This is a genomic window from Novosphingobium sp. ES2-1 (genome assembly GCF_015169775.1).
GTDB classification, from domain to species: domain Bacteria; phylum Pseudomonadota; class Alphaproteobacteria; order Sphingomonadales; family Sphingomonadaceae; genus Novosphingobium; species Novosphingobium subterraneum.
In genome coordinates this window covers 1,940,788-1,954,989 of sequence record NZ_CP063445.1, presented here as the reverse complement: position 1 = coordinate 1,954,989, position 14,202 = coordinate 1,940,788, and the positions used below count along the sequence as shown (strand labels likewise).

Annotated in this window: 18 protein-coding genes; 16 read left to right on the top strand and 2 right to left on the bottom strand. The window is 59.9% G+C overall.

From position 1 onward, the window contains the following. The first annotated feature begins 54 nt into the window (after positions 1 to 54). Entirely contained in the window at positions 55 to 540 is a 486-nt protein-coding gene (locus IM701_RS09445; protein WP_193826776.1) for an Lrp/AsnC family transcriptional regulator, read from the top strand. On the opposite strand, the gene IM701_RS09440 is transcribed toward IM701_RS09445, so the two are convergent. Continuing rightward, positions 518 to 1,201, bottom strand: a complete 684-nt coding sequence (locus IM701_RS09440; protein WP_193826775.1) for a TetR/AcrR family transcriptional regulator — start codon at positions 1,199 to 1,201, stop codon at positions 518 to 520. The two genes, IM701_RS09445 and IM701_RS09440, sit on opposite strands and share 23 nt — an antisense overlap. Before the next feature lie 148 nt (positions 1,202 to 1,349). On the opposite strand from IM701_RS09440, the gene IM701_RS09435 reads away from it, so the two are divergent. The 14 genes from IM701_RS09435 to IM701_RS09370 all read left to right on the top strand — a co-directional run bounded on the left by IM701_RS09435 (position 1,350) and on the right by IM701_RS09370 (position 12,657). After that, positions 1,350 to 2,537, top strand: a complete 1,188-nt coding sequence (locus tag IM701_RS09435) for an amine dehydrogenase large subunit (protein ID WP_230487643.1) — start codon at positions 1,350 to 1,352, stop codon at positions 2,535 to 2,537. 1 nt (position 2,538) lies between these two features. Then, on the top strand, positions 2,539 to 3,024 hold the full coding sequence (locus IM701_RS09430) for a MauE/DoxX family redox-associated membrane protein (RefSeq protein ID WP_193826774.1): 486 nt from the start codon (positions 2,539 to 2,541) through the stop codon (positions 3,022 to 3,024). Further along, positions 3,024 to 3,611, top strand: coding sequence for a thioredoxin fold domain-containing protein (locus IM701_RS09425; RefSeq protein ID WP_193826773.1), 588 nt, complete (start codon positions 3,024 to 3,026; stop codon positions 3,609 to 3,611). The genes IM701_RS09430 and IM701_RS09425 overlap by 1 nt, the downstream gene beginning before the upstream one ends. 3 nt (positions 3,612 to 3,614) lie before the next feature. Then, a complete protein-coding gene (locus IM701_RS09420) occupies positions 3,615 to 4,172 on the top strand; it encodes a methylamine dehydrogenase light chain (protein WP_039333863.1) in 558 nt (185 codons plus the stop codon). Next, a complete protein-coding gene (locus IM701_RS09415; protein WP_039333864.1) occupies positions 4,169 to 4,627 on the top strand; it encodes a cytochrome c in 459 nt (152 codons plus the stop codon). Before IM701_RS09420 ends, IM701_RS09415 begins: the two co-directional genes overlap by 4 nt. Beyond that, positions 4,624 to 5,097, top strand: a complete 474-nt coding sequence (locus tag IM701_RS09410) for a hypothetical protein (RefSeq protein ID WP_039333865.1) — start codon at positions 4,624 to 4,626, stop codon at positions 5,095 to 5,097. The genes IM701_RS09415 and IM701_RS09410 overlap by 4 nt, the downstream gene beginning before the upstream one ends. Before the next feature lie 36 nt (positions 5,098 to 5,133). After that, positions 5,134 to 5,943 (top strand): TonB-dependent receptor, encoded by an 810-nt coding sequence (locus IM701_RS09405; protein WP_230487642.1) that lies wholly within the window; start codon positions 5,134 to 5,136, stop codon positions 5,941 to 5,943. A gap of 42 nt (positions 5,944 to 5,985) precedes the next feature. Then, entirely contained in the window at positions 5,986 to 7,389 is a 1,404-nt protein-coding gene (locus IM701_RS09400) for an aldehyde dehydrogenase family protein (RefSeq protein ID WP_193826772.1), read from the top strand. Further along, the gene (locus tag IM701_RS09395; RefSeq protein WP_193826771.1) at positions 7,386 to 9,020 is read left to right on the top strand and encodes an AMP-binding protein; all 1,635 of its coding nucleotides are present in this window, start codon (positions 7,386 to 7,388) and stop codon (positions 9,018 to 9,020) included. Before IM701_RS09400 ends, IM701_RS09395 begins: the two co-directional genes overlap by 4 nt. Before the next feature lie 534 nt (positions 9,021 to 9,554). Further along, positions 9,555 to 10,169 carry a hypothetical protein gene (locus tag IM701_RS09390; protein ID WP_193826770.1) on the top strand — a complete coding sequence of 205 codons (615 nt, stop codon included), beginning with the start codon at positions 9,555 to 9,557 and terminating at the stop codon, positions 10,167 to 10,169. Between the two features lie 75 nt (positions 10,170 to 10,244). Next, positions 10,245 to 10,844: a hypothetical protein gene (locus IM701_RS09385; RefSeq protein ID WP_193826769.1), complete on the top strand. Its 600-nt coding sequence runs from the start codon at positions 10,245 to 10,247 to the stop codon at positions 10,842 to 10,844. 31 nt (positions 10,845 to 10,875) lie between these two features. Continuing rightward, positions 10,876 to 11,397 carry a hypothetical protein gene (locus tag IM701_RS09380; RefSeq protein ID WP_193826768.1) on the top strand — a complete coding sequence of 174 codons (522 nt, stop codon included), beginning with the start codon at positions 10,876 to 10,878 and terminating at the stop codon, positions 11,395 to 11,397. 39 nt (positions 11,398 to 11,436) lie between these two features. Further along, positions 11,437 to 12,027 carry a hypothetical protein gene (locus tag IM701_RS09375; protein WP_193826767.1) on the top strand — a complete coding sequence of 197 codons (591 nt, stop codon included), beginning with the start codon at positions 11,437 to 11,439 and terminating at the stop codon, positions 12,025 to 12,027. Positions 12,028 to 12,033: 6 nt separating this feature from the next. Then, the gene (locus IM701_RS09370) at positions 12,034 to 12,657 is read left to right on the top strand and encodes a hypothetical protein (RefSeq protein ID WP_193826766.1); all 624 of its coding nucleotides are present in this window, start codon (positions 12,034 to 12,036) and stop codon (positions 12,655 to 12,657) included. A 3-nt stretch (positions 12,658 to 12,660) separates the two neighbouring features. On the opposite strand, the gene IM701_RS09365 is transcribed toward IM701_RS09370, so the two are convergent. After that, complete coding sequence (locus IM701_RS09365) at positions 12,661 to 13,074, bottom strand: hypothetical protein (RefSeq protein WP_156135756.1); 414 nt, start codon at positions 13,072 to 13,074, stop codon at positions 12,661 to 12,663. Positions 13,075 to 13,345: 271 nt separating this feature from the next. Between IM701_RS09365 and IM701_RS09360 the strand changes: the two genes are divergently transcribed. Then, on the top strand, positions 13,346 to 14,200 hold the full coding sequence (locus IM701_RS09360; RefSeq protein WP_193826765.1) for a Ku protein: 855 nt from the start codon (positions 13,346 to 13,348) through the stop codon (positions 14,198 to 14,200). Positions 14,201 to 14,202: the final 2 nt, after the last annotated feature.

Sequence of the window (14,202 nt, the reverse complement as noted above, 5' to 3'; positions counted from 1 at the left end):
GCATCGTGGTGGTGATATTCTTCGCATAGTCGGAGATCAGTGGGATATTGTCCTTTGGACCGTGCAGACCTCGCCCTGCTTGAAGCCTTGCAAAACGACTCGTCCTTGTCCGTGTCCGACCTTGCGGAGAAGGTCGCTCTGTCCTCTTCCGCCTGCCATCGTCGCATCAAGGCGCTGGAGCAGAGCGGCGTCATTGCGCGGTATGGCGCAGTATTGGATCCAGGTGCACTTGGCCTGTCGGTCGAGGTATTCGTGGAGATCACGCTGACTAGCCAGAGCCGCGAGGCGATGGACCGCTTCGAAAGGTCGGTTTGCGATTTCGATGAAATTCTCGAATGTCATTTGATGTCCGGTGCAGCGGACTACATTCTGCGCGTAGCAGCAAAGGATCTGGAGCAATACGATTGGGTGCACCGCGAGTGCCTTGCTCGCCTGCCCGGTGTTTCTGCGATGAGATCCAGCTTTTCCTTGCGCCGGATAAAGCAGATGCGGGGCTATCCCGTCAGGATTGGCGCAATCAGGAGTGGCCAAGCCCCTTGATTTCGCTTTCGCTTATCGTCTTGACCAGCAGTACAAACGAACGCGCTGCAATACGTTCGATCTGCGGCATCCGGCGTTCGAACGGCTTGCCGTGCCCAGCGAAGATGGTCATTCCCTCCATCGATCCCGAAATGAAGAGAGCCACCGTTTCCCGGCTGGCCTCATCCAGATCGGGACGCATTTCGGCGATGATCTCGAGAAGGGGGGCGCGAGCCCGGACGTAGAGTTCCTGAACGCGTTCCAGAACGAACGTGTCGTGGTTCGACAGCGCCCAAAGTTCCGGAAAGAAATTGGTTGTCTTCTTCGATCGGATGTCGTCCAGGATGAGGTTGCAGATCCGGCATAGCCGCTCCTCTGCCGGTACTCCCGGCATGTGCACGATCTCGACAAACTCGAGTTCGTAACTGCGGATCACGGCTTCGAGCAGCTCCCGAACCAGGTCTTCCCGACTTCTATAATGGTACGTCAGGTTGCCGAACTTCATACCGCTGGCAGCTGCGACTCGGCGCATCGACATAGCCCGATATCCCTCATCAATCAGGATGGATAGCGCCGTGCGGAGAATGTGTTCGCGAGTTTCATTACCTTTGACGTAGCCGCCTTCTCGCTCCGGCATGACCATGTCCGTCACGTACTTCGGCGCATCATCAGCCTGATTCATCACAATAACCCTTCAACTCAATTCTAACATATCGCCACTTCGGACCCCTGTCACAAAGGATATTTAGGTCACTTGACAGATTTGTTGCTCCTCTGAGACTATGGTTCGCAGCCGATGAGCGGGCTCGGCGGACAAGGGGAGTGCCGGCATGAGAATTGTTGGATTGACCATGGCTTTTACCCTGGCAGCCAGTGTTGCAGCGGGTGCTGCTGCTAACCCCGTAAAAGCCACTTCCCGGTTTCCCGAGCCGCTACCTGAAGAGCCCATTCCTTCGGTCAGAGGCCTGCCAACAGCTTGGCCAGCAGCATGGGTGCTTATCCACGATTTCCATTTCAGCTCGATCGTTGATGGTCGGGTCATGCTCGTGGACACCTCGTCCGAAGACCAGCCCCTGAAAGGCATCGTGCGCGCTGCGCAGTTCGCGAACATGCTCGTCTCCCCTCGGCGCGGAGAGGTCTTGACTGCAGAGACCTTTTACTCGCGCTTGACGCGTGGCGATCGGACAGATGCGATTACCATCTGGGACATGGCCACGCTTCAGCCGAAAGGTGAAATTGTGTTGCCGGGCGGCAAGCGCCAGCAGTCGGTCACCTATCCGCAGCTGTTCCAGTTCACCAATGCGGACAAGTGGGCACTTGTCGCAAATTTCACACCTGCTCAGTCAGTTAGCGTTGTCGATCTCGACTCGCGTAAAGTCCTGGCGGAAGTCGATCTCCCTGGCTGCGCACAGGTTTATCCCACTGGTGAGCGCGGGTTCTCAAGCTTCTGTGCGGATGGTTCAATCTTGAGCGTGACGCTTGGCGCTGACGGACAGGCCGTGTCGTCGAAGACGCTCGAGAAGGTTCAGGATATCGACAATCAGCCGCTGTTCAGCACCCCGGCATGGGTCGGGCGCACAGCATGGTTTGTCAGCTACCGTGGACAGATCAAGGCTTTCGATTTTTCGGGGGATGTTGCGCGCGCGCTCGGCGGATCCTTCAACGTCGGGACCGCAGACGGTGGCGCGCCGGAATGGCGGCCGGGCGGCTGGCAAGTGATCGCAGCCGATGGCGCAGGCAAGCTGTTTGTCCTGATGAGTCCCAATGGCCGCGAGGGAAGCCATAAGGATGGCGGGACGGAAGTCTGGGTTGTCGATACGGCGTCCAAGGCACGCGTGGCTCGAATTCCCCTGCGCGCAGTGGCATCGGCAATTGCGCTGACAAGGGAAAGCAAGCCACAACTTGTTGTCGCTCGCGGTGACGGGGTCATCGATATTCACGATGCCGCCACCGGCTCGTTCGTGCGCTCCCTCGGCACTGCAGGTGGCGCAAATCCCATCTTGATCACGGCGCCCTGATATGGCCCCGGTCATTATCTTTCTCGCCATGCTGCTTGCCGGATCAGCCGTGCACAAGGCAGTTTCTCATCGGCGTCTGGCCATTGCCGCAGCACGATTGGTGGGCATGCCGTCGCAGGGTCAGCTGTTTCTCATCATCGCCGGCACGCTGGAAGTAGCCGCTGCTGTTTGCCTGCTGGTTGCGCCGCTTCAGAAGACCGGTGCGATGCTGGGTATGGTCGTGTGGCTGGCTTATGCTGCAGCCCTGCTGGCGCATCGCGGACAGAGTCTCGACTGCGGTTGCGATCTTGTCGGTCGCGAGAGGCCAGTTGGCTGGCTGACTATCGCTCGTCCCACAGCGCTCGCCATGCTTGTCGCTATCGCTTCCACCCTGCCGGCGGCATCGATCGGAGTTGACGCTCCATTTGCTGCCGCCGGCCTTTTGGCGCTCTATCTCGCCGCTTCGGAACTGCTGGCCATTCCCCTTCCACGCTGGAGGAAATCGTGATGTTGACGTCCCAGATTCTCTTGTGGACCGCTGTGGTCGTGCAGGCTTTGTTGATCGCGGCCCTCGCTCGCCAGGTTGGCATCCTTCACGAACGCATTGCCCCTGCTGGCGCGTTGACGCTGCACCAGAAGGTAGAGGTCGGAGAAGTCGCCAGTCCGATGACCGTCACCACGATTGAGGACGCGCCCATCGAGATTGGTGGCAAGCGGGAAGGGCGCAGCCAATTGCTGTTCTTCGCCTCGCCTGACTGCCCGGTTTGCAAGACCTTGCTACCAGTTGTGCGATCGGCGGCGAGCGCCGAAGCCGATTGGCTTGATGTCGTAATCGCTGGAGATGGAACCAAGGCTGAATACCTGCGGCTCCGCGGCACGCATGGTCTCGAGCGTGTTCCCATTGTCCTTTCCGAAGCGGTCGGCAGGGCATTCGGTGTCTCCAAACTGCCTTATGCGGTCCTGCTGGACGAAAATGGCCGCGTTGCCTCGCTCGGTCTCGTCAACAGCCGCGAGCATCTGGAAAGCCTGTTCGAGGCGAAGGAGCGCGGTGTTGCCTCGATCCAGGAATTTCTCGCACGCCGAAAGGAGGCCTGATCAATGGCTGGCTTCGACAAGTGGACTGAGCGCCTGACCCGCAGCATTGCACGGGGAACATCGCGGCGCAGCACTCTCGCCTGGCTGGGAGCGACGATTACCGGTGCGGCAGTGTTTCCGGTCCTGCCCGTTGCCCGGGCGGCAAGCGGATCATCGCATGCCGATGGCGGCAAACACGCTCCCATCTCATCCGGCAATCCGCAGGATCCGGGCGATCAGTCTTCGTGCGATTACTGGCGCTACTGCGCGATCGACGGGTTCTTGTGCTCGTGCTGCGGCGGGACTGTCAGCTCCTGCCCTCCCGGCACCGAAATGTCGCCGATTACGTGGATCGGCACGTGCACCAACCCGGCCGACAACCGCGCCTACGTGATCAGCTACAACGATTGCTGCGGCATTTCCTCGTGCGGACAGTGCCTGTGCAACCGTAACGAAGGGGACCGTCCACAAGTCCGCCCGCAATCGAACAACGACTACAATTGGTGCTTGGGCACGGAAAGCAGCATCTACAACTGCTCGACCGCAGTGATCGTCGGCGTAGCGTTGGACGCACCGAAATGAGAGCGCTTGTCGGTCTGATCCCGGTCATGGTGATGGCGGCAGTGGCGCTGCCTGCCACTGCCGCCCCCGATGGCGCGGCAGTGTTCCAGCGCTGCGCTGCGTGCCACACCAAGACTGGTGCGGGCGTGCCGGGTGCCTACCCTCCGCTCGGGGCGGATTTTCGGGCCTTGGCAACCAAGCCGGCAGGGCGCCGCTATCTTGCGCTTGCAGTGCTGCGCGGTCTGTCAGGCCCGATCACGGTCGAGGGAAAACCCTATCGCGGTGTCATGCCCGCTCAAGTGCTGGACGATGCTGCGGTGGCCGCGGTGTTAAACCATATTGGTACGCAGGTCGCAAAGACCGGGCCGAAATTCACGCCGTACAGCGATAGGGAGGTTGCTGCCCATCGCGATTCCGGCGCTTCGCTCTCTGCAGCGGATGTCGCAAGGCTTCATTCGGGAGCCGGCGGGAAATGAAGCGCCTGGCGCTCGCTCTGGTTGCCGTCCTCGCTGCGCTGGCAGCGGGGGCCGGCGTCGAGGCGGGCGAGCCGGTAATGCGTGGCGTCAGCAATCCACAGCAGGCTCGGATCGATTACATACTGAAGTGCCAGGGGTGCCATCGCCCCGATGGCGGCGGCGATGATCGCTCCAATCCGCCGATGAAGAATGTTGTCGCCCGATTTCTACAGGTCCCGGGCGGGCGAGAATTTCTCGGTAGGGTGCCGGGTGTCTCGACCGTCGATCTCGATGACGTGCGTCTGGCAAACCTCCTGAACTGGACACTCTACACTTACGACCCGGCGCACATGCCGGCCGATTTCAGACCATACACGGCTCAGGAAATCGGCAGCCTGCGGCGCCACCCCCTGAGACTGGAAAGAGCGCCGATGAGGGCGCGGCTTGTCGCAGGGTTCGAGCAGGAAAGAACACAAACGCAATCACCCTGAACTTGGGAGCAAAGACAATGAGGGAACGTCTTTTCCGTGGGATCGCGCTGGCTGGGGTATTCGCAGGACAACCTCTCGGGCAAGATTGGTCTCGATTACAAGCTGGCCGACGGCAACCTTGTCTATGCAAGCATCAGCCGGGGCTATCGTGCGCCGAGTTTCAACGCTCAGGCCTTTTTCGATCCGTCCGAGTTGTCGATCGCCAAGCCGGAGCAGGTCACGTCCTACGAGGTGGGAGCCAAGACACAATTCGCTGACCGCAAGGTCACGCTCAATGTCGCTGGCTTCTATTACGACTATCGCAACCAGCAGTTCATCAATGTCGATCCGGCGTCGGCTGCACAGACACTGCTCAACATTCCCAAATCCCGTATCTATGGCGGTGAGGCCGAGCTGACCATCCGTGCGAGCGACCGGCTGACTTTCCATGGCGGCATGGGCCTGCTGGCGACCAAGATTCAGCGTGGCAGCGTGAGCGGCGTGAACGTGGCAGGCAACCGCCTTTCAAATGCGCCGACGCTGACCTTCAACGCGACCATCGACCTGACGGTTTTCGACGGCGGAATGGGCAAGCTCTCGCTGCATCCTGACGTCGCATACCAATCGAGCCAGTTCTTCGAAGTCCTCAATGTTCCCCGCTTGCGCCAGTCCTCCTACGCTCTGGTCGGCGGGCACATCGACTGGGAAAGCGCGGACGGGCGGTTCAATGCCTCGATCTGGGGTAAGAACTTGACCGACAAGTTCTACTTCACCTCTCGGGTTGATCTGCTGGCAGGCTTCGGGTTCGACTACAACCACATCGGCATCCCTCGCATGTACGGGGTCACGCTGGGCGCAAAATTCTGACGTTCTGACATTGCAAGGCGGCAAAGCCGCCAGGAGAGGACCATGGCTGACTACAAGCTGCTGATCGGCGGCAACCTCGTCGATGGCGATATGACGATGGATGTGATCAATCCCGCAACAGGGGAGCCGTTCTGTACGGTTCCCCGAGCCTCCGTCGCTCAGGCAGATGCGGCTATCGCAGCAGCCAAGATGGCCGTCCCCTCTTGGTCAGCCGTGCCTTGGGCCGACCGGCAGGCAAAGCTCCTTGAGCTCGCGGACGCAATTGCTGCTCGCAAGGACGAACTGGCTCGGACCTTGACCATGGAACAAGGCAAGCCGCTTGCCGAGGCCATGGGCGAACTGGCCATGACCGATAGCTATCTGCGCCATTATGCCACGCTGGAGCTGCCCGATCGTGTCATCCAAGACGATGAAGCGGGTTACATCGCGGTCAAGCACCGTCCGTTGGGCGTGGTGGTCGGAATTATCGCCTGGAATTTTCCGCTGCTCGTCGCCTGCTGGAAGATTGGTCCTGCGGTTCTGGCGGGCAATGCCATTGTGCTCAAGCCCGCGCCGACAACGCCGGTCTGTGCGCTGATCCTTGGCGAGATCTGCCGGGACGTATTCCCCGCTGGCGTGGTCAATATCATTACAGATGCCAATGACCTCGGACCGCACCTGACAGCTCATCCGGACGTCGCCAAGGTCGGCTTCACCGGTTCTACGGCCACTGGCAAGCGCATCGCTGCAAGCGGTGCCGACACGTTGAAGCGCGTTACTCTGGAGCTGGGCGGTAACGACCCTGCTATTGTACTGGAAGATGTGGATGTTCGCGAGACGGCGCAGGCGATCTTCGGCAACGCCTTCTTCAACAACGGGCAGGTCTGCCTTGCCGTGAAGCGCGCCTACGTCCACGCTGACATATATGACGCCATGTGCGAGGAGCTCGCCCGCCTTGCCGAAGCTGCCGTCGTGGACGACGGGCTGCAGCAAGGCACCCAGATCGGGCCGATCCAGAACGCGATGCAGTTCGAGAAGGTCAAGGATTTCATCGCGGCGGCACGAGCCGATGGCACGATCGTTGCGGGCGGCGAAGTGATGGAGCGTGCGGGGTACTTTATCCGCCCTACCATCGTCCGTGACGTGACCGACGGTGACAGGATTGTCGATGAAGAGCAGTTTGGCCCCATTCTTCCAGTAATCGAATTCAATGATGTCGAAGATGTGATCGCACGCGCCAACGCATCGGACTATGGTCTTGGCGGTTCGGTATGGTCAAAGGATGTAGCGCGTGCGGCGGACATTGCTTCGCGGATCGAAAGCGGGCAGGTGTGGGTCAATCAGCACATCGCGATTGGCCCCCACATTCCGATGGCCGGTTTCAAGTCCAGTGGCCTTGGCGTGGAACAATCGGTCGAGGGCCTTGCCGAATACACACAGACCCAAGTGGTGAATATCAAACGATGACGCATTTTTCCTACAGCAAGGGCGCCACGGAAGAGCCGCTCCTGGAAAAGACGATCGGACAGGCTTTGCGCGACGCGGCGCAATCATGGGGAGGGGAACTGGCTCTCGTCTCTCGCCATCAACGCATTCGCTGGACGTGGGCGGAATTGGACATCGAGGTCGATCGGATTGCCACCGGCCTGCTTGATCGTGGGGTGGCAAAGGGCGATCGCGTCGGCATCTGGGCACCCAATTGCGCTGAATGGACCGTGCTGCAGTTTGCCACGGCCCGGATTGGCGCGATTCTGGTCACTATCAATCCTGCCTACCGCACCAGCGAGGTGGAATATGCGCTCAACAAGGTCGGCTGTACCTTTCTCGTCACCGCAGCCAGCTTCAAGACCAGCGACTACATTGCGATGCTGCGCGAACTGGGACACGCCAAGTTGCCGATGCTGCGCGGCATGGTTGCTCTTGGTGATGCGGTACATGACGGCTTCGAACCGTGGGACGCCTTGCGCGCCGAACCTGATCATGGTCGGCTAACGGCCGTAGACGCCACGCTTAGTCAGAACGATCCGATCAATATCCAGTTCACCAGCGGCACGACCGGCTTCCCCAAGGGCGCAACGCTCACCCATCGCAACATCCTCAACAATGGCTACTTTACGGCGCGGACAATCAAGCTCGGGGTGAGCGACCGCATCTGCATTCCGGTCCCGCTGTATCACTGCTTTGGTATGGTCTTGGGCAACCTCGCCGCCTTGGCGAGTGGCGCGGCCATGGTCTATCCCGGTGAGGCATACGATCCCAAGACGGCGCTTGAGGCGGTGCAGGCTGAAGGTTGCACTGCGCTGTACGGCGTCCCCACGATGTTCATCACCATCCTCGCACAGCCCGACCTCGATGATTACGACGTCAGCACATTGCGTACCGGAATCATGGCGGGCTCGCCTTGTCCAGTTACCACGATGCGCCAGGTCATGGATCGCCTCAACATGACGGAGGTCACGATTGGTTATGGCATGACCGAGACCAGTCCGCTGACCACGCAGACGGCTACCGACGATCCAATTGAGGAGCGCGTTGGCACCGTCGGCCGCGTCCATCCCCATGCCGAGGCCAAGATCGTGGGGCTCGATGGCGAGGTCCTTCCGATTGGCGAACAGGGCGAGTATTGTTCGCGCGGTTATGCCGTCATGCTTGGTTACTGGGATGATCCTGCCAAGACTGCCGAAGCCATCGATGCTGACGGCTGGATGCATTCCGGCGATCTGGCTACCATGGACGAGAATGGATACATCCGGATTACCGGCCGTATAAAGGACATGATCATCCGCGGTGGTGAAAACATCTACCCGCGCGAGATCGAGGAGTTCCTGCTCACCCACCCGGGCGTTCAAGACGCGCAAGTGTTTGGTGTTGCGGACGAGAAGTTTGGCGAGGAAGTCTGCGCGTGGGTCATCGCCCGGGCAGGGGAAGACCTCGGCCCGGATGATGTGCTGGCGCACTGCAAGGGGCGCATCGCGCACTACAAGGTCCCCAGTCACATCCGCATAGTCGAGGCTTTCGCCATGACCGTGACTGGCAAGGCCCAGAAATTCGAGATGCGGAAGATGATGGAGGCAGAGCTTCAGTCATCTCGCCGGTAGACGCTGCGAATCGGAAGCGAACAGGTGCAAATTCTCTGAGATTTTGATTGATTCTTGTCATTCCTAACGGATCGGCGTCTGCCGGTAATTAACTATATTCTTTAATATTATCAGTTTCTTCGCTCTTCTGAGTGTAGATAAGCTCTCGGCGAGTGGCGGTAAAAAATCACCAAGATACGAAAACAAAAGGAATTTTCGGTTTTACCAGCTGTTCCCTGTTTCAAGCGACGGGGCCAGGTGAAGCCTGTTTACTCTATTTTTTAATTCTCCAGATGCGACGCATCTGGGGCAAATTCTGTCGGATTTGGATGCATCGTGAGTCACGGCAGGCGTTGTGTCGAGCGTAAAAGGTTACCTGCAAGTTAACCAATTCAGGCGCATTGCCACCGAAGACGAACACTGAAGCCAATTTCATCCGCTTGGAGATGTCGACCTACATTTCCAAGGTTGAAGAATTGCGCCCGTAAAAGGGCAAGTGTTTCCATCGCAAGGCAAGCGCGCCGAGTTGCCGTAAGGCAGCAGGGAGCAGTGCGCATGTTGATGCACAAGATCAGGATCGGCTTGACGGCGATTGCGGCCACGTGCCCGTCTGCCGTTCTGGCACAGTCAACCATCGCGGGGCCGACGGCATACGCCGGTGGTACTCCCGTGTCGCTGACCCTACCTGTCACCGCATCTGTTGGTGGCCGGTGCGGCTTCGCTATTGGCGGTGCACCATCCGGCAGCTTCGATGCCGGGCAAATTGACCAGTCAGGTTGGTCCAATCAGTTTCCCTTTACATTGAATTGCAATGGCGCCGCGCGCGTTGCTGTCACGTCCGCAAACGGTGGATTGCGCAGCGGTACTCAACCCTCGGAGCCAGGATATACGGGGATCGCCCCCTATCTGGTGACACTCAACCTGGTTGGCACCGGAGGTGGCAGCGTGACCGATCAGTGCGAGGCAGCCACCCTTTCCATCACGGCGGGCACGCCTTGCTCGTTCATAGGACCTGCCACGCAAAGCCAAGGGCTTCGTGTCGCTCCCAGTTCCCAGAACCTTGCTGGTGCCTACCTCCAGATAAGCGCCCCGGCATACACGGGCCCGTCCGTTCTGGTTCAGGGGACCTACTCTGACACCCTGACCGTGACGGTTTCCGCCGCTTTGTAACCTGACGATTCCAGCCGCGCTTGTCCCGGCACCAATTCACGCCGCCTGTGGCGGCAGACTGAAAGGCCGATTGCCATGAAGACCGTGCTGTCCTTGCTCGCCGCAACTACCGCAATTGCAATCACAACCGCTTCCGCACAGGCGCAGACGGTGACGACTGGCACGGTCAATGTCACTGGCAGCGTCCTGGGAAGGTGCTCCGTTGTTGCACCGGGCGGCTCGGGGACCCAGGCCTTCACCGGCACGATCGCGCTAGGCGCGCTGGACGCCTCGGACGGCACCTTGGCGACCGGCTTCACCACCACCACCAGTGCAGCCTCGGGCGGAACCCCGGTCGCCACGCGCGTGGTCTGCACTTCGGCTAGCGTCTCTCTTGCGATAGTGGCTGACCGTCTCAGCACAGCTGCCGCCGCCGTTTCGGGCTACTCCAACGAGATAGACTATACCGCCGAAATGCAGGTCGCGCTCGCGGCCGGCGGAAATGGCACCGTGACATACAGCACCGCCACCGGCGCCACCGCAGTCAATTCAGCGACTGTCGGCCGTCTCGCAGCTTCGGGGAACAACATAGCCGTCAAGGCCTATGGCTTCGCGACCAGAGGTGGCGCGTCGAACCTGCTCGTCGCCGGCAATTACACCTCCACCATCACCGTAAACATCCAACCCGTGGCCTGAATTGATCGAGCCTTTTTCCAGGAGAAATGAAATGCGTAAGATCCTTCTCGCGGCGACCGCCGCAGCAACCTTCTCGGCAATGCCTGCTTCTGGTCAAAGCGTTACCGGCACTGTCAACATCACCGGCTCCGTAGCCGCCAAGTGCAAGTTCGTGACGTCCTCGCAGGACCTGCCGCTGGGCGAACTGGCTGACGCAGACGGCGGCCTCGACACCAGCAAGGTTGATGGTCAGACCCGCACGCTCACCGGTTGGTGCAACAATTCTGCAGCCACCCTCTCTGTCAAGGCGACCGCGTTGACCGGAGACCAGCCGGTCACCTCCGGCGCCGAGGCGGCGTTCACCGACACCGTCAACTACACTGCATCGGTCTCTGCGAACGGCAAGAGCTTCTCAGACATCAGCACCGATGCTGTCGCCAGCACTGCCGCCAACGTCGACATGTTTTCCGGCAACATCGCCGTCACTTTGGGCTCGTCCACGGCCGCAAGCAAGAAGCTCGTCGCTGGTGCCTACACGGGCAAGGTCGAGGTCTTCCTCTCACCCACCGTCTGATCTGCATTGCGCGTGAAAAGTTCATCCAGGAGCACGACGATGAAATCCGCACTGTTCAAGTCCAGCCTGCTTTTGCTGCCTCTATATGGGATGGCTGCGCCTGCGTCTGCGCAGGAAACGGCTTCCGACACAGCGTCGGGTCAGGTCGCTGTGACGGGATCCGTCGCACGGTTGTGCATTCTGGGTGAACCTTCGCGCGCGGTAGTCGATCTCGGCCAGATGGTGCAGACTTCTGGTACATCCGTCGGACGGATTGCCGCGCTCGCCACGCAGTCGGTCTCGCTACCCGGAAGCTTCTGCAACTTTGCCGGCTCGGTGCTCGGTGTAAGCGCGACCGCATTGCTTGGCGATTCAACAATTGCGCCGCCGCCCGGATTTTCCCGTGCCGTGAACTACATAGCTACCGCAACCGGATGGGGCAATAGCGGTACTGCTGCGACAACCAATGCTGCGGCCGACGGGGCCTCTCCCGATTCTGCCGCGACGGGAAGCACGCAGCCCAGCCCGAAACTTGGTGACATCGAAGTCGCGCTGTCTTCGTTCTCGGCGCCTCAGAACGCGCTGCTCGTTGCGGGAAATTACAGCGGCCTGGTCACTGTAACCCTCGGTCCCGTACCGGTAACGGAGTAAGCGGCCATGAACAGGCTTAAGCTTTTCACAGCTATCTCTTCCGTTGTCGTTTCGGCTCCGGTCCAAGCCCAGAGTACCAGTGACTCGGCAGACTTCGCGGTTGTCGGAACTGTTCCGGCAATCTGTGTCGGTGGCTCGGTGACGGAAGCCGGTGGCATTTTCGACCTGGGCATTCTCGTCGATACGACCACAGGTCTCCTCCGCTCCGATCTCAGTGCACCTTCCCAAGTGCTGGCGGGGAGTTTCTGTTCGTCACGCAGTTCGATCGCGGTTACTGCCACGCCCGTAGTTGCGCAGACATTCACCGCCACTGCGCCGACGGGTTTCTCACGCAGCGTTGATTTTACGGCGACGGCGGCCGGCTGGACGACAGTTCCCGCCAGCTTCAGCACCGCTTCGGCAAGCAACCCTGCAGCGATCCAGCAACGGACGACGGCCTTCAGCCAGACATGCGCCCGCGCCGGGATTGGCGATGCGATCGAAGACCGTCTGCCAGTGCAAGGAACCCTGATCGATGGCGGAGCGACCAAGGCGATCTCCCCGAACTATTCGGAGAACCTGGTCGTCACGATCACTCCGCTCGTTGCTGGATCAGTTGCACCAACGGACTGCGGCAGCATCCCGCTCTGAAAGTCAGCGTGGCTCGATGCGGAAGCGGATCGAGCCAGCAGCCTTGCCGTCAGCTTCAATCGCTATCGAGCGCGTCGTTGCGGCGGCGTGGCTCACGTCACTGATGACGACTTCGCCTGAACCGTCGAGGGCAATTGTGCGGCCATCAACGATCAGTCGGCCCGCAGCAAGCTGCTTGGAATAGGTCGCTACCACCCGGTAACCTGCACCGTTGTTGCAGAACTCGCGCAGTTCGCTCTTGTTGCCATTGGCGCTGAGCATTGCGCTGGCGCTGTTGTCCACCGCAACGCGGCAAACCAACGGCACTTGTCCGGTGATCGTGATCGAAGCGGACCCTTGCGATGCTTGCACCGCACTGCCTGCGGCAACCGTACCCAACGCGGCGAGCGCCAAGGCCGCCATCCTGCCAGAAATCATGATACAATCTCCATTAACACTCAGGCATCATGCATCGGTGCCCGCCAACGTCGGGTTCCGGTTTCTGGTTAACAATTTCCGGAAAAGCTTTAGGAATGGCGGGATTCCGGCGTTTTTTCTCCGCGACCTGCCTAAGTTTCATTACCTAAGCCGCTCGAAAAGTCTGAACGTCCCTTCCTTCTCTCCGGGAACCGCATCCGCCATTCGCGCATAGAGCCAGCGAAGCTGTCGCATCATCGCGCGTCAGTCAGGATCCGGAAGGAAGCCCGCCATGGCCGCTCGCGCATACTGGCAAGGGCAATTGCGCCTTGCCCTGGTTTCGATCCCGGTCGAAATCTATCCGGCCACGCGAAGCGGTGCGGCCATTTCATTTCACCAGATCCACGAACCCAGCGGCAAGCGCATCCGCTACGAGAAAGTGGCGCCCGGCGTCGGTCCAGTCGATCGCGAGGAGATCGTGAAGGGCTACGAGGTATCACGCGGCAATTACGTTCTGCTCGATGACGAGGAGATCGAATCCGTGCGCATCGAAAGCCGCAAGACGCTCGAACTCGTCCAGTTTGTCGGTTCGGACGAAATCGATGTGCTCTATTATGAAAAGCCCTATTTTGTCGTGCCGGCCGATGACCTTGCAGAGGATGCCTACATTGTCCTTCGTGAGGCGCTCAGAAAGACGAGAACTGTCGGGCTGGGACAACTCTCGGTCCGTGGGCGCGAGCAGTTCGTTTCGCTCAAACCGTGCGGGCGCGGACTTATCCTCGAGGTTCTGCGCTATGCTGACGAGGTACAGCGCGCGCACAACTGGTTCCGCGATATTCCCGCACGTGACGCCGACCCCGAGCTTCTCGATCTGGCAGCCAGCCTGATCGAGAAGAAGACGGCGAAGTTTGCGCCCGACAAGTTCCATGACCGCTATGTCGATGCACTCCACGCGCTGATCGAAAAAAAGATCAAGGCGAAGGGGGAGCGCATTATCGAGGATCCCGATGCTGACGAGGCTCCGCGTGGTGGCAACGTTATCGACCTGATGGCAGCGCTCAAGCAATCGCTGGGACACGACGACGAAGACGCCGACGAGGGCAGACCCCGCAAACGCGCATCTCCACCGCGCCGCAAGCGGGCTTGAGT